The organism is Streptomyces sp. KLMMK, assembly GCF_036961605.1.
Classification (GTDB): Bacteria; Actinomycetota; Actinomycetes; order Streptomycetales; family Streptomycetaceae; genus Streptomyces; species Streptomyces telluris.
The window spans coordinates 17,158-34,539 of the sequence record NZ_JBAMDC010000028.1 but is presented as its reverse complement, the minus strand read 5'-3'; the positions used below and the strand labels follow the sequence as shown (position 1 = coordinate 34,539).

The following is a 17,382-nucleotide window of genomic DNA, read 5'->3' as shown; positions in this document are numbered from 1 at the left end:
CCCCCGTCAACGATCGGCCGGTCCACCGTCAAACACACACCGCGTCACCCCACCAGGGCGAGTCCGGGGCGAGGAGCCGGCGGTGGACCCGGGACGCCCTCGGTGTCGTGAATGGCGGCGAGGTGCGCAGTTCGCACCACCACGCGGCGGCCGGCCTCGACGCCGATCACGAACAGCACAGGGGCATGACCGTGTGCGACAGGCTCCGGGCGGACAGCGTGATACCGCCGTGCGCGGAGCCGTTCAGCACGACGGTGATCGCGGTCATTACGTGCGCGGACAGGCGCCCCTATTGCTCTCACAAACGGTGGTTTTCAGGACTTGGTCGTCTTCCATCGGCTGCAGGTGCTGTCGATGACGTGCTTGTTGCCCCACTCGCCCGCACAGACCCGGAACTCAAGGATCCATCCCGCTTTGAAATCCTTGTTCTTGTACCGATACTTCTGGTAACCGGCTGTGTTCCAGATGGTTCCCTGCCGGATGGTCGCCTGTGACTCGGGATAGATACTGCGCCAGGCGACGAGGGTCGCGTGCCCGTCCTTCTTCTCGTCGACGATCTCGAACCAGTCCCCGTCCTTGCGGAAGCAGGCCTTCCCGACGGAGTTGTTCACGCACGACAGGGAGGTCGGACTGGTCGACCACGGGGCGTCGTCGGCCTCCTCGACGCTGAAGATGACGGCCGAGGCATTGCCGATCGTGAGCATGGTCGCGGCGGCCATACCACCGAGGACCGTGGCTATGCGAGCTATACGCAAGGTAGGTACCTCCTTTGAGGGGTGATCAGGTAGAACGCTGTGAGTGTAGAGCCGTCCAGTGTCTCCCCACGCGAGGAGACACTCCGCCCTCGCAGTCTTGTCACCGTGTGGCCGTCCACGGAGGTCAGGCCACGCCGTGTTCCAGGGAGCCGGCGACGTCGCGGCCGAGGCCGTAGCCGGGGCTGTCGTCTGCGGCGCGGCGCCCGGCGGGGGTGAGTTTCCCATGATCCCCGAGGCTGTCCTCGCTCAGCCGGCTGGTGGGCACTGGGCTGCGCCTTGATCGTCGGTGTGGGTGGTCTCGCGCACGCCCTGGGGCGACGGGTGGGTTCAGGGCGGTGTGAGGGTGTCGAGTTGTGCAGCAAGGTCGGGGTGGGTGGTGCTCAGGTGGGGGCGGGTGGCGTTGAGGGGGCGGATGAGCTCGGCGGGGTCGTCGTGGGCGAGGGCCGCGTGGAGCTGGCTGACCGGGAGGCGGGCTGTGGTGGGCAGGTCGGTGAGGGCGGTGATCTGGCCGGCGATGCGGCGCAGGTCGGCCGCGTTGTGGCGGGCCCAGGCGGCGGTGGTGCGTTCGGCGGCGCGGCGTCCGCGGGTGGCCTGGACGCGTTGTTCGCCGGTGGTTCCGGCGGGGCCGGGGCGGCCGCGCAGGTAGCGGCGTTCGGCGGCCTGGCGGCTGGCGACGCCGAGGGGGTGGGCGAGGTCGGCCCAGCTCGCTCCCGCATCGCGGGCGGTTTCGATCAGGCCGGTCTCCCATCCGGCGAGCTGCTCGCGCACCTGCCGCAGCAGCATCAGGGAGGCCAGCGCCTGCTCCGGCCCGGGGCCGGGCGCATCCCGGGTGTCCGGGGACTCTCGCTGGGCGCCGTGCAGGGCGTCGTCTATGGCGTGCAGGGCCGCCGCGGCAGCGAGGAACGACACCGGGCTGTGGGTATTCGTGCTGGTCGTGGACGGCTGGTCGGCTGCGCTCACGGACACCTCCCTCTCTTTGTCATCACATGGACGACATCGCGCTTGTCATCCATTGGATGACATGTTACAACGGTGCCAGTGAGGCGCATTGGCAGCAACTGCCTGAACCTGCTGGAGGTGTTTTCACGATGTTGATGCGCACTGACCCCTTCCGTGAGCTGGACCGGCTGACACAGCAGCTGATGGGCCCGGGCACCTGGTCGAGGCCGTCGGCGATGCCGATGGACGCCTACCGCGAGGGTGATGAGTACGTGGTGGCCTTCGACCTTCCGGGCGTCACCGCGGAGGCGATCGACATCGACGTCGAGCGGAACATGCTCACCGTCAAGGCCGAGCGCCGGCCGGTGGCGAAGGCCGACGACGTGCAGATGGAGCTGTCCGAGCGGCCGCTGGGTGTCTTCTCCCGCCAGATCGTGCTCGCCGACACCCTCGACACCGAGCACATCCAGGCCGACTACGACGCGGGCGTGCTCATCCTGCGCATCCCGATCGCCGAGCGCGCCAAGCCCCGCAAGATCTCCATCGGCGTCGGATCCGGCCACAAGGAGATCTCCGGCTGACACCGGCCGGACGGGTGCGGAGGGCGAGCACCCGATCTCCCCCTCACCAGCTCTCCGCACCCCCGTGTGCAGTCCGATGAAGAAAGGGGGTGGCGGCCGGCATGACTCTGCGACGCGACGCCTTCCTCGGCCACGTGAAAGAACGCGGCGAGTACGACACTTTGGAGGAAGCCGAGCGTGCGGCCCGTGTGGTGCTCGCCCTCCTCGGCGCACACCTGGTCGGCGACGTCCGCGCCCAGCTGGCGGCGCGCCTGCCTGAGGCGTTCGCCCTGATCCTGCTCAACCCACTGCAGAGCGCCGAGCCGCTGCCCCCGGAGCGGTTCGTCCGCGCAACCGCCGCCTGGATCGAGGGCGCTACCGAGCAGACCGCGGCCTGGGACGTCAGCGCCGTGCTGTCCACCGTCGCCGACGCAGTCGGCGAGGACCTGCTGGACCAGATCCTGCTCCAGCTCCCCGCCGGCTACGACCCGCTCTTCGGCCGCCCCCAGCCCACCTGACCACCCCGCACGCCGGTGCCCGCACACCGGCCACAGCAAGAAAGGCAACCACCCAGTGATCTCCGACCGGCAGGCACTGCCCCAGCAGCCGTACGGGACGGCATACGAGCAGATGCTGGAGAAGGTCCGCTACGAGGGCGCCTACCCCACCCGCGAGAGAGCCGACCAAGCCGTCCGCCTGGTGCTTGCCGGACTGGGGCGCCAGCTGACCAGCGACGAACGCGTCGACCTGGCCGGCTGCCTGCCCTTGGAAGCCGCACGCGTGCTGACCGCGCAGATCCCCGACACCCGGCCACTGACCGGCTGGGCCTTCGTCAAGGACCTCGCCGCCCGCACCGGCGCCTCCCTGGCCACCACCCGCTGGGACACCGGCTCCGTCTTCTCCGCCGTCGCCGCCTACGCCGGCCCCGACCTCACCACCCGCATCCTTCACCAGCTCCCCACCGGCTACGCCCTGCTGTTCGGCCGCGCCGAACTCACCCCGGCCGCGTAGACGGAGACGTGCCTGCTCGGGGCGGGCGCGGCGACCACTGCGTCGCTGTCCGCCCTCTACGCCCCCCGGTGCCCTTGCTGGCGCCGCCAGGGACGCATGGCGACCTCCGGCCGGTAGATGTCGACGAATCTGCCTAGTCGACCACGAGACCGCCGGTGAGGTTGAGCTCCGAGGCGGTCATCGTCCGGGCCCAGTCGGATGCGGCGAAGACCGCAGCGTTGGCGATGTCGTCGTAGTGCGGGCGTGTGGTCAGCAGGGCTCCTTCAGCGGCCCGGTTCTCCTCACCCGGCGCAGGAGAGCCGGGCGAGAGCAGCCAGACGACGCGCACGCCGTGCGGACCGAGCTCTGATGCCAGCTGCCGGCATACACCGGCAAGGGCGGACCAGGCGATATGTGAACCGCCCAGGCTGGGGATGGCCTCGCGTCCTCCGCCCATGACCAGGATGACGCCGTTGCCGCCCTGGACCATGTGCCGCGCCGCTGCCGTAGCCGTGGTGAGGGTGGTCGTCACCGCCTTCGTGACCGGGCGGAGCACATCCGCGACGGCCATGTCGAGGAGGGGGATCCCCTGCAGGTCGTCGTTGGACGTGGCGTTGAAGCAGATATCGATTCCGCGGCCTGGCGCAGCCACCGTGTCGGCATGGTGCTCAACGGCGTCGCGGTCCGTTGCATCCAGCGCCGCGACATGTGCAGTTCCACCGTCGTCCCGGATGCGCCGCGCGACGTCCTCCAGCGGCGGCACCGTCCTTCCGGTGAGATGGACGACGGCGCCCTCGCGCGCGAATCCGCGGGCGACCGCCGCCCCCACCGCTCCGGAACCGCCATGGACGATGGCTGTCCTGTCGGCCAGCAACATGACTCTCTCCTCCTGACGGCGGCAGCTGACCCTGCAGACCCGGGCGAGGAGGAAGCTCATCGCACGACCACCCCGCTCAACCGGCCGAGGGACAGCCTCACTGCACACCGCAGGCATTTTCCTCCGGTCCGCCCGGTGATCCAAACGAAACGCCGTAGCCGGGCGGCGGCAGCGTCACGCAGTGCCCTGCAGGTGATCCGGTCCCTGCCGGCACCGGCCCAGCTTCACCCGCCCGTCCGGCCGGACCTTGATGCTGATCCCGGCCTCGCTGCCGACCGCCCCCAGCCGCTCGGTCGTCTTCTTCCACGTCGCGTCCAGGACCCCGACCAGTTCCCCCAAATGCTCCTCGAAGTCCTCGGCCAGGCTCTCGACGGCGCCCGTATCTCCATGTCACGTTTGAAGCCGTGGGGTGATCGGGGATATGGGGGCGGCCGGGTATGAGGGTGACCGAGTTCAGCACGGATGTCGTGGCGCCGCCGGAGCGGTTCGGGCTGTTTCGGGACGTCACCGCACGGTCGCACATGCCCAACCGACTGCGCAGCAACGACTATGAGAATTTCCGCGCGAGGATGCAGACCGTGGACTTCGGGGAGTTACAGGTGTCCGCGTTGGCCTTTCCGCATCTGGATATCGCCCGAACAGCGAAGCTGATCCGGCAGGCCGACCCAGAAATATGGCAGGTCAACTACATGCTCGGCGCCCAAGGCGGCGTCTCTCTGGACGGCGCTGACGCAAACTTCCAGGTAGGCGACCTCCTGTTCATGGGCAGCAGCCGTCCGTACCGCGGCAACGTCCACACCTGTGACGACAGCTGGTCGCAGCTCGTCCTGCAGTTCCCGCGACGTCTGCTGCCGCTGCCGGAGAGGCTGGTGCAGGGCCTGCTCGCGGTCCCGATCGGCACGCACAGCGGCATGGGCGGCGTGCTCGCCCGGTGGATGGCAGACCTCAATGGGCGGGCTCACGAGTTCACCGATGCCGACGTCAACACTCTGGGCTCGGTCACCCTCGACCTCCTGGCATCCGTAGTCGCCCGCTGCCTGGACTCCGAGGACACGATGGACCCGGAATCCCGCCGTCGCGCTCTGCAGATGCGCATCCACGACTTCATCCGGCAACGGCTGGCCGACCCTAGTCTCACACCTGAGGCCATCGCCGCCGCACACGGCGTTTCGACCCGCCACCTGTACACGCTTTTCCGCGACCAAGGACTCACCGTCGCCGCCTGGATCCGTCAGTGCCGCCTGGAGCAGTGCCGCCACGACCTCGCCGACCCCCAGCTGCGCTCCCGTCACGTTCGGGCCGTCGCCGCCCGCTGGGGCTTCACCGACCCCGCGCACTTCAGCAGAACGTTCCGTGCCGCTTACGCCATGACACCGACGGACTACCGCCACCACGCCCTTGACGACGTCGCGCAGGAACGAACAAGCGCTGTGCAGAGACAGTCAAGGACAGTCCCCCCACACCAGGAGACCCTTGGTCCGGAGGGCCCGACCAGCAAGACGAATCGCGTCTCGCCTCTCTGCTAACGCAAGGGGGGATGATGCGCGCACGCAGTTTTCTCCCCGTCGTCGCTCTGGCAATCGGACGGGCCTTAACCAGCCCGACCACCATGGCCTACGCAGCCACTGCAATCGCCCCTCAAAAGCCGAAGGGACACACATGAGTACACGACGTTTGGTGAGCGTTGGTGCTGTCACCGCGGCACTCGCCAGCAGCCTGGCCGTCATGCCGGCGTCCGCCGCTCCGAATACGCGGGTTTCAAGCACCGACGTGACCGAGGCCTTCCTCCGCCCCATGGAGGACGACATGGCTACGGCAACCTCGGCCAGGCCCTTGCCCGGGGACCACTGCGAAAAGGTCGAAGACGGCGCCGGACCGGGCAACGTCGCTTACGGATGCTTCAAGACATACGGCGACAGCTGGATCATCCAAGACAGCAAAGGCGAAGGGGCGCAAACCTACATCTACTGGGAAAACTGGCTGTACGACGGTGCCAGGTGGAGGCCCTACCGACACGGGCGGTGCAACAACGACCTAGGCGCCCCCAACTGGGGGCAGTGCAATAAGGACTACTACGAGAGCGGCAGCACCAACTATTTCGGCAAAAAGGGCAGCCAAATGCGCTTCCAGGTGTGCGATAGGCACCCCTTCTTGCCAGACATGTGCAGCCCTACCGACATCGTCGGCGCCCCCTGGATCTCCAACTCCTGAAGGAGCGTCGTGTCCTGGCGGACGCGTCTGGGACACTGGGACGACGTCGTGGTCGAGAAGCGTGACGCCACCGCGAACGCTTCCCGCCGGACATCGTGATGCAGCAAACTCCTCCTCCACGGCCTTCGTGCTGGCAGTGCGTCCTTGGCTCGACACCGCAGCCTGCAAGGGCAAGCACGGCGGCCGGCCAAGCGCCTCCACGAGGGTGTCAATCGCCTCCATGGCGTCCTCGACAGCGGCGGTGCTGCCGCCCGTGGGGTGCGCGGCCTCGGCGAGGCGGCAGGCCGCCTTGCCGAGGCATCGGCGTATTCCTGGACCCCGGTGCGGCACCGGTGGAGAGATCCATTGCCTGCTCGGCGACGGGCGTTTCGGGGGCGGGGGTGATGAGAGTGCGAAGTCCCCGGCCGATGGCGCGACGCGGCTGCCCTGTGGTCACGGCAGGAGTCTGCCGTCCGGGCCGGGAGGGGCGGCTTCGAGGTCATCCAGGTGCGAACGAGCGCGTGCACGGAGTCCTTTCGGCGCCGGCGCACGGCAGCGCGGTGACCCGGGTGACGATACGGTCCGCGACGCCCAGGAGTCGCGAGACGCCCGTCCGACCCGCTGGCCGACGTCAGCCCGCCCACCCGATGTCCCGGACCTCGATCGCTCCGGCGTGCGGCATGTACTGGATCCAGCAACGCCGCCCGAACGCTTCCCGGATCTCCTCCACGGAGCCGGGATCACGGACGTCGGGCCAGGCTTGCGGATCCATCCGGGCGACATCCACGAGCGCCATCACTTCCCATCGGGCCTCGTCGCTGGGTAACTGCGCCATGACCTCGACTGCGAGCTCCTCCACCACGCCGTACCGCATCCTGCGCCCCCATGTGATCGACTCGGGCAGCAGGGCACGAAGGAACCGCCGATCACGTTCCGGCCTGTGGACAACCTCGACCGGCGTCCCACACCGGAATTCGACGAGTGGGAGCCGGAGCTGCCCCGGCGCTTGCCCGAACCCGAGTCGCTGCAACCGGTGAGAGCCACCGCCAGAGCAAGGGCGCCTGCCGCTGCCGACTTGGCGCGAGTCCACGTACGCATGTTGTCCCACTTTCCCCGTTCAACGTTCCTGCAGTGACGGAGGCGAACGCCTGTATCACCCGGAACGGCGGCAGGAACGCGGTGGCAAGGACCGCGACAGTGCGACCCACACGTTCGGCATCTGTGACACGGCAACAGCGGTACGGGGCGAGGCGTCGGCTCACGACATCGACGGCGCGACCCAACAGCAGCGACGGAGGGGCCCCGAAATCCCGCCGCACAACTTGGCGTTCTCCGCCAGATACCGGACTTCGGGGCCGGCGGTGCGGTCGGGATTCCGGGAAGCGCAGGCCGGTGACACCGTGCCTTTCCCATCCGGTCCGGGAGGTCGACGTCGGGGCAGTCGGTTCCGGGTGGTCAGACCGGGAAGGCCCCCGCCTGGCTCACTTCGGCGTCCAGGTCGCACCAGACGATGGAGACGCCACCGGAACGGGCGCGGTGGCCCAAGCGCAAGTACAGGGAGCCGTCCGGCCGATGGCAGACGGCGTAGGCGGTGAAGGAACTGCCGTAACAAGTGATCGACGCACCGTGCCCCCTGGTGCCCCTTTCGTACTGCCAGGCGTCGCAGGAGAACGCGGACCCCGCGGTGCTGGATGAAGCCCTGACCGTGCTTTCGGATGCCGAAGCCGAGGCGGGCGCGGCGGCACCTACCGCGCCCCCGCCCGCGAGCGCGAGGGATAGGCTGACGGCCGCGACACGACAGCGGGTACTCATGTTGCCCCCTTGCTGATGTGTGTTCGGATCGATGCGCGGGGTGACGCTACCCGTGGACACGGACACCCGGTAGGCCGGGGGCGGACTTGGCCGGGAACGGGCCATTCCCCTATCGCAGTCAGGTCAGAGCTCAGGGCCTTGCGGGCGGCTCGTCGGCCGACCGTATGGGGACGGATACCCGCTTGAGGTGACAGCAGAAGTCCTCTGGGTCGCCCTTCTTGTCCATCACGCCCGGCAGGACGTCGTCGGTGAGCCGGCGGGAGTGGTCGATGGCAGGCAGCTAGTCGTGGACCATCGCGTAAACGCCTGCTGCAGGGGGTTTGGTTCCTCGAGGGCGTCGGCGAAAGGTTGCCCTGCCTTACAGGGTCGGCGTGGACCCCTACCGGCAAAGAATCTCGGCACTCGGCTTGCGATCTGCGCCACTTCAGGTCGGGTGGTATGCGGCATGTCCGGCGAGAGGTGCCGCCCTGCTTACGCCACAGGCCCCAGTTCGCCTTCGACTGTGCTCCGGACGGTCCGGGGACGGCCCCAGAGGGCCAGGAGTTCGCTGGCGACGGCCACGGTCGCGGAGGTCATCCTGATCGCCGTCCGAGGCGTCGGCGGTTGCCGACAGCGTGCGGGGGACGGCTCCGGCATCCAGGAGAACGCGCCAGGAGGACGCGCCATCCTGCGGGCCGAGCTCAAGGAACTCCAGTCCTGTGACCCGGGCGATTTCCCGGGGGTTGGCGACTGTGCCGGGGCGGCGATGAGGGTGCGCAGGCGGGGCAACTCAAGGACGGGGGCGGTGCTGTACGGCGGCTCGCCGTCGGTCCCCGTCAGGGACAGGACTTCCAGGTCGGGGTGGGCGGTGGCCTCGACGGTCGGCACGCCGCCGTTGCCGGCCCCTGCCACGACCGGCAGTCGGTCCCCGCGAGGGATACAGCTTCTCTCCTCACCCGGCCCCGGATCAGCTCGGTGAGGGAGCCGGCGCCGAGTTCGGCGCCGATGCCTGCTCGTGGTCGGCGAGGACGAGCTGCCCGACGTTTCCACGAGGGCCCGTAGGAGGGGGCAGGCCGACCGCCGGCCCGTCTCCGCCGTTGCTGCCGAAGACGATCCAGCCGGGTGAGCCGGCCGAACCCTGCACTGGCGTCCGGCGGGGGGATGACTGCTTTCGCCGCCGGGAGCGCCCAGTAGGAGTGACGGGCGGCCCCGTCGACGCTGTGCAAGTACTCCAAGGAGGACGGCTCGCAGCCGATCGCCTGGGTGACGCGGTGCGCCGCCTTGCGGTCGTCGGCCCAGTCCTCCGACCGGGCCCGCGTCACGCGGTAGAGCACCTTGAGCTCGTCGGGCAGCGTGACGCCGAGGCGCGCCTGGGCGGCGGCCACCTTTTCGTCGCACCGTTGGAGTCGGGCAACTGCTCGCGCAGCGTCGGCTCCGGCAACTCCAGGTTTGCCGACGGGGCCGGTGCCGCGTCGGGCGTCGGATCGGGGAGGAGGCGCCAGGGCTCGGGAACCGAGCTGTCGGCCAGGACGGGCACTCCCAGGTGCGAGGAGGCCATGACGGTTTTAATGCCGGGCTGGACGAGATCGATGTGAGCGTGGTCCGTCCGGCTGGATGTCCGCCGTGAACGTGACCTCCTCGGCCTTGTCGCGCGCCGGCACATTATGTACGCGCTCCACCGTGGACCGCTCCGCCGACGACATGCGTCCCCGCAGTCCCATGCGCAGGTGTACGCGGCACTGCTGACACTTCGACCTCATGACGGCGGGTGCCGACACCAACGAGGGCACCCGGCGCCGGCCTCCGGCGCCGAGTCGTCCACCGGCTGCCGACTGGTCTACGGCACGGTCTCGGCTCCCGACCACACGTGGCCCTCGCGCCATTGGGACCCGTCCCAGACCATGACGTGGGCCTGTGCTCCGTAGCGACCGGGTCCGCAGGACGCCGATCCGCCGTAGTCGAAAACAATCGAAGGGCCGTAGGGACTGCCCAGGTCACCGCCTGTCTGGCCGGTGGGGCCGAATTTCCAGTCGGAGCTCCGGCACAGCTGCCACTCGGACCCGTTCCAGCGGAACACGTGGACCTGCACGCCGGCTTGGCTGGCCGGCTTGGTGAGTCCGGTGCCACAGCCCTGGGTCAGTGCGTAGGCGTTCCCGTACGCGAGATTGCCGGAGAACACGTTTGGCCGGGCGTGGTCGATGCCCGCGTCGCCCTGGGCGCACAAGCCCGGGCCGTTGTACAAGGCGACTCCCCGGGCCCAGGTGTAGGCGTGCGCGCCGACTGCGTCCAGACGGCCGCAAACAGCAGCGCGAAGACCGCACACACCATGGCTCTCAGCAACGAGCGAATCTTCGTCATGATCCCTCCGTTCCTCGCGTGAACCGAGGTCCGGATCCGGCCACTCCCAGCGTTTCACCGCGCTTTCGACTCGTGCAAACGGGCCGGAACAGCGACTGAATGCCCGGCCGCCGGTTCATGGGCGCTCAGGGAAGAAGGGGACCGTGGCGTCGAGGAACTCCGGCACGGCGACCCCTGCTTCGGGGATCGTCACCACTCGTCCTCATCGAAGACTTGGCGAGCGCCCGGCCCAGGCGGAGGCAGGCGTCGTGACCGGTGGCCAGGAAGAGGTAGAAGTCCGGTATGTCCTTGGTCGCTGGGTTGTGCCTTCGTGCTCCTGGGGGCGTCTCCGCGCGGTCGTGGTTCGTGCGTCATCGCTGCCGCAGTGCGGACCGCTGCCAGGAGTCCGGACAACTCGTTTGCGCTCCTCGGTAGGCGTGGGCCCTGCCCGGGTACACGGGCGCGTAGTGGGTGAGCGTGCCGGGTTTGACGCCGCTACCCGGCTGGCCGTGATGGCAGGGGTGGCTTCGACGCGGTAGGGAAGGGCGGGTGCGTACGTGAGGGAGAGACGGCCGCGGCTGCGGCGGGAGACGATTTCCTGTGTGCGCGGGTGCAACGCAGCCTGAGGGGCTTCAGGATGGGGCAGCCGGCGTTGACCTGCTCGACACGGGGGAGGGGAGGGAGATGCGAATGCAGTCACCGGCGCCTTCGCCGAGCAGGGATTCCCAGGGCGACGGTTGACTTGGCCGAGCCCTGGGCGGCTGCCCCGGCCTCGGTGACGCCTGGGTGGAGTGGTAGTCGCAGTGTCCGGCGGGCAGCCGGTTCGCAGTGAGCATGATCTGCAGTTCGTGGTGCTGAATCGCGATCTCGTGAACGCCGCTACCTGATAAGCGGCTTATAGGTGGAATGCAGTGCACGGTCGTCACCGTTTCGGTGGGGGTACCGGCGTACGGGTGCTTGGCCGGAGCGTGCTTCCGGGCTGCGTGTTTCTGCGCCGGGCGTGAGGAACGTGTCGGCTCCGCGCAAGTACGGTGTCGGCAGGTGCCGGTGCCGCAGGACGCACCGGGTTCGGCCGAAGCCGAAGCCGGAGGTCCGGGGTGCCAGGGGGCCTGTGCGAGATGGCGGCCGTCCGGGCTCATGGCCGGTGCAGGAGAAGTTCTGCGTTCCGGTCCGTCGGTGCTCCGGGGAAGCTCGGGTCGGCGCCCTGGGCGTTGGCCGCGAGCTCCCGGTAGAGGGAGGCGAGGCCGGTCCGTGAGAAGTCATGGTGATAGGAGCGGGGCGGGGCCGCCGACTCGATCAGCGTGGTGAACAGGGACAGCGTTCCGTCATGGTTGTCGGTGACCTCGATGACACGGGCGAGCTGAGGGCTGTCGATGTGGGAGGCAGTGCAGATCTCCCAGAAGGTGCGGCGCGGGCGAATGCGGTTGCAGTGGCTGTGGCCGTTGATCCAGGCCACGACGTTGCGGTGGCTGCCGAGCAGCCGGAGCAACTCGGCACCCGAGTGGCGGGTCTCGGCGGGACGGGCTGGATCGGGGGTTCCGTTGTTCATGCTCCAGCTGGGGTGGTGGCTGAAGACCAGCGCGTATTCGTCCCGGTGCCGGGTCAGGGTCTCGTCGAGCCACTTCAGCTGCCCGTGGCCGATGGACCCGGCCTTGCCGCCGCCGGGATCGGTCGAGTCGAGACTGATGCCGATGACGCCGTCAGCGACGGGGAACGCGTAGTAGAGGGTTCCTTCGGCGAGGTTGGCGGCGGTGTAGCCATGGCCGGCGGGCCCGGGACCGACGTGGTCCGGATCGAGGTGGGTCGCCAGGTACTCCCGCATGCTGAACGGAGCCCGGCGGGCATCGGGAGTGACGGTGCGGGCCTCGTACCCGCGCTTCAGCAGCACCTCGACACAGTGCCCTGCGGGGTCGGTGCCCCGTCCCTCGCCGGCCATGAGGGTCCTGGCCTCACCGGGCGGGACGGTCTGCAGCTTCCGGCTCCCCGTGGCCGCGGCGGCGATGGCGCTGTGACCCGAGGCGTAGCAGCCGCCGGAGAGCCCGTCGTGGTTGCCCAGCGTGGAGTACCAGGGGATGGCAAGGCCGGGGCTGTGCACCGGTTTGGTGGCGGCGCCGAGGAAGCCCTCGAGTTTCGGGAAGCCGGCGAGGCTGTCCAGGTCCCGCAGCAGGCTCTCGGGGTGCCAGAAGAGCTCCAGACCGCTGTCCTGGACGCCTTCGTAGTGGCCGGGCTCGCCCGTGTCCGGGGTGCAGGTGCCGCCGTTCATGGCGGTCAGGAACCAGTCCAGCTCGATCGTGGCGTTGTTGTCCGTGTTGTCGCCCGTGGTCATGACAAAGGACAGTGGGGCCCCGGTGGCCGGTCCGCCGCGCAGGTCGTTGACCCGTTCGACGAGCGACACCGCACCAGCCACGGTCAGGGCCTCCTGCGGCCGCCACGCCTTCGGGCTCCCTGCGCGGAGGAATTCGTAGCGCAGCGGGTGCTGGACGTCGGTGATGTGCAGGTCGGTGAAGTGGACGAAGGCGGCCAGGGGAGTGCGGCGATCGGCGCGGCCGGGCCGAGGGTCGGCGATGTCGCTCCGCACGATGCGCGGCCATCCCGGACCGTCCGCGAGGCGCCGGTAGCCCGGACCGTCCGGCCGGGCGGTGACGGCCATGAGGGTGGTTCCGGCAGCGAACGGCTCCCCGTCCGTCCCCGGCCGGTCGGCGCGCCCGGTGAATCCTGCCCGGACGACTCCTCCGGCGGCCCCCAGTCCTGCGGCGGCCCCGGCGAGGAACACGCGTCGCCGGATGCCGGCGGACGAGGAATGCGGCATTTGCGGACCCTTTCCGACCCGTGCGCTAGTCATCGTAAGCGCGGGGGCGTGACGCGGCCCGGCAACGCACGCGAACGAATTTTCGAATATGGTGGGAGGTGGCCGGAGCGGCACGGGCAGGTGTCCGGGGCCCGGTTCGCGCAGAGGCCGGGAAAACCCGTGCCCTGCACGGTCCGCCGACGGCCTGCGGCGTGTGCGCTGCTCGCTTCCCGGGGAGTGGAGCGCGAGAACGGCGACCGGCGTGCGCGACCCGCGCCGTTGCTCCGTCGGTCAGGGAGGAAACTGGACTGGGACCGGTCGATCCCTGCTGAAAGGAACCACGGATGCTGGAGCACAGGACCGTCGGCCAATTGATGACGCCCAAGGTCGCTCGGGTGCAGCGCGGCACGATGTTCCGGGAAATCGTCGCGGTGCTGAAGGAGAACGACATCACCGCCGTGCCCGTGGTGGACGACGCCGGCCACCCGGTCGGCGTGGTCTCCGAGGCCGACCTGCTGACCGGCGGTGGGGAGGGCGGGCACGCCGCGGCAACGGCCGAGACCCTGATGACGAGCCCCGCCGTCTGCGCGAGACCCGAGTGGAGCTTCGTCGAAGCCGCGCACGTGATGAAGGAGCACCGCGTCAAGCGACTGCCCGTCGTGGACGAGGAGGGACGGCTCGTCGGCATCGTGAGCAGGGGAGACCTCCTGGACGTCTTCCTCCGGCCCGACCACGCCATTCGTGCCGAGATCATCGAGGACGTCGTCGTCCGGGCACTGCACGAGCCACCGTCCGCGGTGGGTGTCGAGGTCGGCGACGGACTGGTCACCCTCAGCGGCTCACTGCGCCGCAAGTCCCTGATCCCCGTACTGGTGCAGATGTGCCGCGGCGTCGACGGGGTCGTCGCCGTCCGGGAACACCTGGCGTTCGACGTCGATGACGCTGCTGACGTTCCCGGGACGTGAGCTCGGCGCGGCCGGTGCGCGCCGGTCCGTCGTCAGGCGTCAACCGTGAGGCCGGCCGCGCCGCAGCGCCTCCCCGGCCGGTCTCACGGTCGATGCCTTTCCGCGCCCGGCGGCCGGGCTCCTGCCGGTTGGTCGCCGCGGGGTGAGGATGCGGGGCCCCTCTAGGTTGCGTCAACCCGTGGGGCCGGCCGGGTTCTGTGTGTGCACCCGGTTCCGCACGGAGACGGCTGCCGCTGTCCGGTTCGACGACAGTGCTCGAGGCACTGTCACGCTCCTTGGAGTGTTCATGTTCGCCGGAGCGAAAGCCGATGGCGCCCGCCGTGCTGGCCGGGGGCGTAGCAGTTGCGGGCATGCTGCTCGGGAGTGGAGTCCTCACTCGCTACCCGGATACATTTGCTGGTCACTGTTGTGCTGTTGACGTGCGCGGTGGTGGGCGGAGCTTGCGTTGGTTTTCTCGCAGGCGGCCTCTTGACGGCGGTGGTGGCTGCGGGTGTGGCCGGTCTGGGAGCGGGGATTGGGCCGTTCCTCGCCCGTCGCCAGGTGGCTTCCTCCTTCAGCCCGAGGCCGCCCTGGCTGACGGGTACGCGGAAGGCATCGAGGACGCGGCCTTGATGAGCATCGCGACGTACCACGCGGCGGCCTTCCCGCTCACCCCGGACGGAGTGAGCCAGGTGTGCCGAACGCCGAGCCCAGATGGCCAAGTCCGTTCAACAGGCGGGCTGAAGCTCCTCGTTGCCGACCGGTCCCTGTGCTGCTTGGTGGAGAGTTCCTCACGCGCGTCAGGAGGGGCCGGCGCTGGCGGCCTTCCAGGCTGCTTCGATCAGCTCGAAGATCTCGTCCACCGCGGCGTCCGGATCGGCCGCGTCGCGGGCCAGCGCGTAGGCGTCGATCACGAATCGCGCGATCGCCCGGCAGGCCGTCGGGGTCGGTGTCAGCCCGGGGTCTGCGGCCATGGCCGCGGCCAGCGAATCCGCGTGGCGTAGTCGCATCGACTCCTCGTACTCCCGCAGGGCGCGTGACGCGTTGATCATGCGGTAGACGGGCGCGGCGCTGTCCGCCGTGCAGTGCCGCACCATGGCCCGGATCTCCTGGCGCAGTGCCGGCATGAGCGGTTCCGCCGGCGCCCGGTCCGTGACTGCGCGGGTGAGGCGCTGCTCGAAGTCCTCGTCCAGCTCGAAGACCAGTGCCTCCTTCGAGGTGAAGTGGGAGAAGAGCGTGGTCACAGCGACGTCGGCCTCGGCGGCCACGTCGCGGATGCCTACGGCGTCGTACCCGCGCTCCAGGAAGAGCCGCAGGGCGGTGTCGGCGATCTTCTGGCGGGTCGCGGCCTTCTTGCGTTCACGGCGTCCAGTCGGCACGGTCATGACCTTATGCTAACAGGTATGAATTCACAACAGTGACTAAAAGCTAACGGTTAGTGCTACGGTCGGCGGCGTGAAGAAGGTGAGCTTCGCCGAGTTCGGCGGTCCTGACGTCCTGCACCTCATAGATGCTGAGGAGCCCCACGCGGGTCCCGGCCGGATACGCATCGCCGTACGCGCGGCGGGCGTGAACCCCGTCGACTGGAGGCTCCGCGAGGGCCAGGTCCTGGGTGCTCACCCCGTCGAGCTGCCTTCCGGGGTCGGCTTGGACGCGGCGGGGGTGGTGGACGAGATCGGCGAGGGGGTCGAAGGGGTCGAGATCGGCGACCATGTGTTCGGCGAAGGGGAAAGCACCTACGCTGAGTTCGCCATCCTCGGGGCCTGGGCCCGGATGCCCGACGGCCTGACGTTCGAGGAGGCGGCCGGATATCCCTCGGTGGTGGAGACCGCGCTGCGGGTCATCAGCGAGACGGGTGTGCGGCCGGGGCAGACGCTCTTGGTGAGCGGCGCGTCCGGGGGCGTGGGCTCGGCGGTGCTGCAGATTGCCCGAGAGCGCGGCATCAAGGTGATCGGCACGGCCGGCGCCGCGAACCAGGACTATCTGCGGAGCCTGGGTGCCCTCGCCACGACGTACGGCGAGGGCTGGGTCGAGCGGGTGCGGCGGCTCGGCACCGTCGACGCGGCGATCGACGTGGCCGGTTCGGGCGTGATCTGCGAACTCGTCGAGTTGACCGGTGACCCGCGGAAGGTGATCTCCACCGCCGATCTCGGTGCGCCGGAGCTGGACGTCCGGTTTTCCGGAGTGGCGGGGAGTGTGCCGGACGCGCTCGCAGAGGCGGTCGACCTCATCTCGCGAGGGAAGCTCCACATTCCGGTTGAGAAGTCGTACGCGCTCGCCGATGCCGCGGCGGCGCACATCGACAGCCAGGCCGGTCACACGCGCGGGCGCCGAGTCGTGGTTATTTGAGCAGATTTCCCACGCGGTTACGCAACGTGCGGGCCGGATGCCGACCGACCCTGCTGCTAGGAGACCGTCCATAGGAGGTCTTTCCTGGCCTTCGTCGACGCCTCCGACATTGACGTCCTGCAACTGGACCGCGTCTACCTGCTGGCGCCGGCCAGTGCCGCGGCGAACAAGCCCTATGTCCTCCTGCGCGACACCCTGCGGCAGACCGACCGTGTCGCCGTCGGCAAGATCACCTTGCGGATGAAGGAGTCCCTGGCCCTGCTGAGGGTCCGCGGGGATCTGATGGCGGTCCATACGATGCTCTGGCCCGACGAGGTCCGCGACCCCGAGGGCCTCGCGCCGCCCGGGTCGGTGAAGGTGCGCCCGCAGGAGATCGAGGTGGCCTCCGGCCTGATGGAGCGGATGTCGAAGGACTTCGACCTCGATGCCCTGAAGGACTCCTACCAGGTGGCGCTGGGGGAGCTGGTGCTGTCGAAGGTCGAGGACCGGCCTGTGAAGGAGCCGGTGGCCCAGGCTGCTGCGCCGTCGAACGTCGTTGACGTGATGGCTGCGCTGCAGGCGTCCTTCGACCGGGCCGACGAGGGCAGCAAGGTAGCAGCAGGGTCGACGGTCGGGAAGCCCGCAGCGAAGAGAGCCCCGGTGAAGAAGACGGCTGCCAGGAAGACCGCGGCGAAGAAGGCGAGCAGTGGGCGCAAGCGCCGCACCGGCTGACCTCACCCTGCATTCATGCGGAACGCCCGTCCTCTATGGCGGTCTCGCGCAGGCCGGCTGCTCGTAACCGCACCGGCAGCTGACAGGTGCCGGGAAGGGCTTCGGGCGTGACGGCCCGGCTGGGTAGAGGAGTCGGCTGAACGGGAGGCGT

General features: G+C 69.3%; 18 protein-coding genes. 8 read left to right on the top strand and 10 right to left on the bottom strand.

The window, feature by feature from the left end; translation table 11 throughout:
• Window positions 1–44: 44 nt before the first annotated feature.
• From V7793_RS08335 to V7793_RS08320, 4 genes are all read right to left on the bottom strand, one after another.
• A complete protein-coding gene (locus V7793_RS08335) occupies window positions 45–179 on the bottom strand; it encodes a hypothetical protein (RefSeq protein ID WP_336003767.1) in 135 nt (44 codons plus the stop codon).
• A 135-nt stretch (window positions 180–314) separates the two neighbouring features.
• A complete protein-coding gene (locus V7793_RS08330; RefSeq protein WP_336003766.1) occupies window positions 315–755 on the bottom strand; it encodes a hypothetical protein in 441 nt (146 codons plus the stop codon).
• 124 nt (window positions 756–879) lie between these two features.
• Window positions 880–1,020, bottom strand: a complete 141-nt coding sequence (locus tag V7793_RS08325) for a hypothetical protein (RefSeq protein WP_336003765.1) — start codon at window positions 1,018–1,020, stop codon at window positions 880–882.
• Between the two features lie 62 nt (window positions 1,021–1,082).
• On the bottom strand, window positions 1,083–1,715 hold the full coding sequence (locus V7793_RS08320; protein ID WP_336003763.1) for a type III effector protein: 633 nt from the start codon (window positions 1,713–1,715) through the stop codon (window positions 1,083–1,085).
• A 128-nt stretch (window positions 1,716–1,843) separates the two neighbouring features.
• On the opposite strand from V7793_RS08320, the gene V7793_RS08315 reads away from it, so the two are divergent.
• The 3 genes from V7793_RS08315 (at window position 1,844) to V7793_RS08305 (ending at window position 3,265) form a co-directional block, all read left to right on the top strand.
• A complete protein-coding gene (locus V7793_RS08315) occupies window positions 1,844–2,275 on the top strand; it encodes an Hsp20/alpha crystallin family protein (RefSeq protein ID WP_336003761.1) in 432 nt (143 codons plus the stop codon).
• A gap of 101 nt (window positions 2,276–2,376) precedes the next feature.
• A complete protein-coding gene (locus V7793_RS08310) occupies window positions 2,377–2,772 on the top strand; it encodes a DUF2267 domain-containing protein (protein ID WP_336003760.1) in 396 nt (131 codons plus the stop codon).
• Window positions 2,773–2,827: 55 nt separating this feature from the next.
• A complete protein-coding gene (locus V7793_RS08305; RefSeq protein WP_336003759.1) occupies window positions 2,828–3,265 on the top strand; it encodes a DUF2267 domain-containing protein in 438 nt (145 codons plus the stop codon).
• Between the two features lie 133 nt (window positions 3,266–3,398).
• On the opposite strand, the gene V7793_RS08300 is transcribed toward V7793_RS08305, so the two are convergent.
• Window positions 3,399–4,121 (bottom strand): SDR family NAD(P)-dependent oxidoreductase, encoded by a 723-nt coding sequence (locus V7793_RS08300; protein WP_336003757.1) that lies wholly within the window; start codon window positions 4,119–4,121, stop codon window positions 3,399–3,401.
• A 174-nt stretch (window positions 4,122–4,295) separates the two neighbouring features.
• A complete protein-coding gene (locus V7793_RS08295) occupies window positions 4,296–4,460 on the bottom strand; it encodes a hypothetical protein (RefSeq protein ID WP_336003756.1) in 165 nt (54 codons plus the stop codon).
• 98 nt (window positions 4,461–4,558) lie between these two features.
• Here V7793_RS08295 and V7793_RS08290 point away from each other — a divergent pair, with 98 nt between their 5' ends.
• Window positions 4,559–5,647 carry a helix-turn-helix domain-containing protein gene (locus V7793_RS08290; protein ID WP_336003754.1) on the top strand — a complete coding sequence of 363 codons (1,089 nt, stop codon included), beginning with the start codon at window positions 4,559–4,561 and terminating at the stop codon, window positions 5,645–5,647.
• Between the two features lie 133 nt (window positions 5,648–5,780).
• Window positions 5,781–6,332, top strand: a complete 552-nt coding sequence (locus tag V7793_RS08285; RefSeq protein ID WP_336003753.1) for a hypothetical protein — start codon at window positions 5,781–5,783, stop codon at window positions 6,330–6,332.
• 610 nt (window positions 6,333–6,942) lie between these two features.
• Here the strand turns inward: V7793_RS08285 and V7793_RS08280 are convergent.
• The 3 genes from V7793_RS08280 to V7793_RS08270 all read right to left on the bottom strand — a co-directional run bounded on the left by V7793_RS08280 (window position 6,943) and on the right by V7793_RS08270 (window position 13,248).
• On the bottom strand, window positions 6,943–7,185 hold the full coding sequence (locus tag V7793_RS08280) for a hypothetical protein (RefSeq protein ID WP_336003751.1): 243 nt from the start codon (window positions 7,183–7,185) through the stop codon (window positions 6,943–6,945).
• Window positions 7,186–9,939: 2,754 nt separating this feature from the next.
• Window positions 9,940–10,344: a hypothetical protein gene (locus tag V7793_RS08275; RefSeq protein WP_336003749.1), complete on the bottom strand. Its 405-nt coding sequence runs from the start codon at window positions 10,342–10,344 to the stop codon at window positions 9,940–9,942.
• 1,230 nt (window positions 10,345–11,574) lie between these two features.
• The gene (locus tag V7793_RS08270; protein WP_336003747.1) at window positions 11,575–13,248 is read right to left on the bottom strand and encodes a TIGR03767 family metallophosphoesterase; all 1,674 of its coding nucleotides are present in this window, start codon (window positions 13,246–13,248) and stop codon (window positions 11,575–11,577) included.
• Between the two features lie 323 nt (window positions 13,249–13,571).
• Between V7793_RS08270 and V7793_RS08265 the strand changes: the two genes are divergently transcribed.
• Window positions 13,572–14,192: a CBS domain-containing protein gene (locus tag V7793_RS08265; protein ID WP_443057866.1), complete on the top strand. Its 621-nt coding sequence runs from the start codon at window positions 13,572–13,574 to the stop codon at window positions 14,190–14,192.
• Between the two features lie 779 nt (window positions 14,193–14,971).
• On the opposite strand, the gene V7793_RS08260 is transcribed toward V7793_RS08265, so the two are convergent.
• Window positions 14,972–15,556 carry a TetR/AcrR family transcriptional regulator gene (locus V7793_RS08260; protein WP_336003745.1) on the bottom strand — a complete coding sequence of 195 codons (585 nt, stop codon included), beginning with the start codon at window positions 15,554–15,556 and terminating at the stop codon, window positions 14,972–14,974.
• A gap of 70 nt (window positions 15,557–15,626) precedes the next feature.
• On the opposite strand from V7793_RS08260, the gene V7793_RS08255 reads away from it, so the two are divergent.
• Both V7793_RS08255 and ku read left to right on the top strand, forming a co-directional pair.
• Window positions 15,627–16,520, top strand: coding sequence for an NADP-dependent oxidoreductase (locus tag V7793_RS08255; RefSeq protein ID WP_336003744.1), 894 nt, complete (start codon window positions 15,627–15,629; stop codon window positions 16,518–16,520).
• Between the two features lie 84 nt (window positions 16,521–16,604).
• Window positions 16,605–17,231 (top strand): non-homologous end joining protein Ku, encoded by a 627-nt coding sequence (ku, locus tag V7793_RS08250; protein WP_336003777.1) that lies wholly within the window; start codon window positions 16,605–16,607, stop codon window positions 17,229–17,231.
• Window positions 17,232–17,382: the final 151 nt, after the last annotated feature.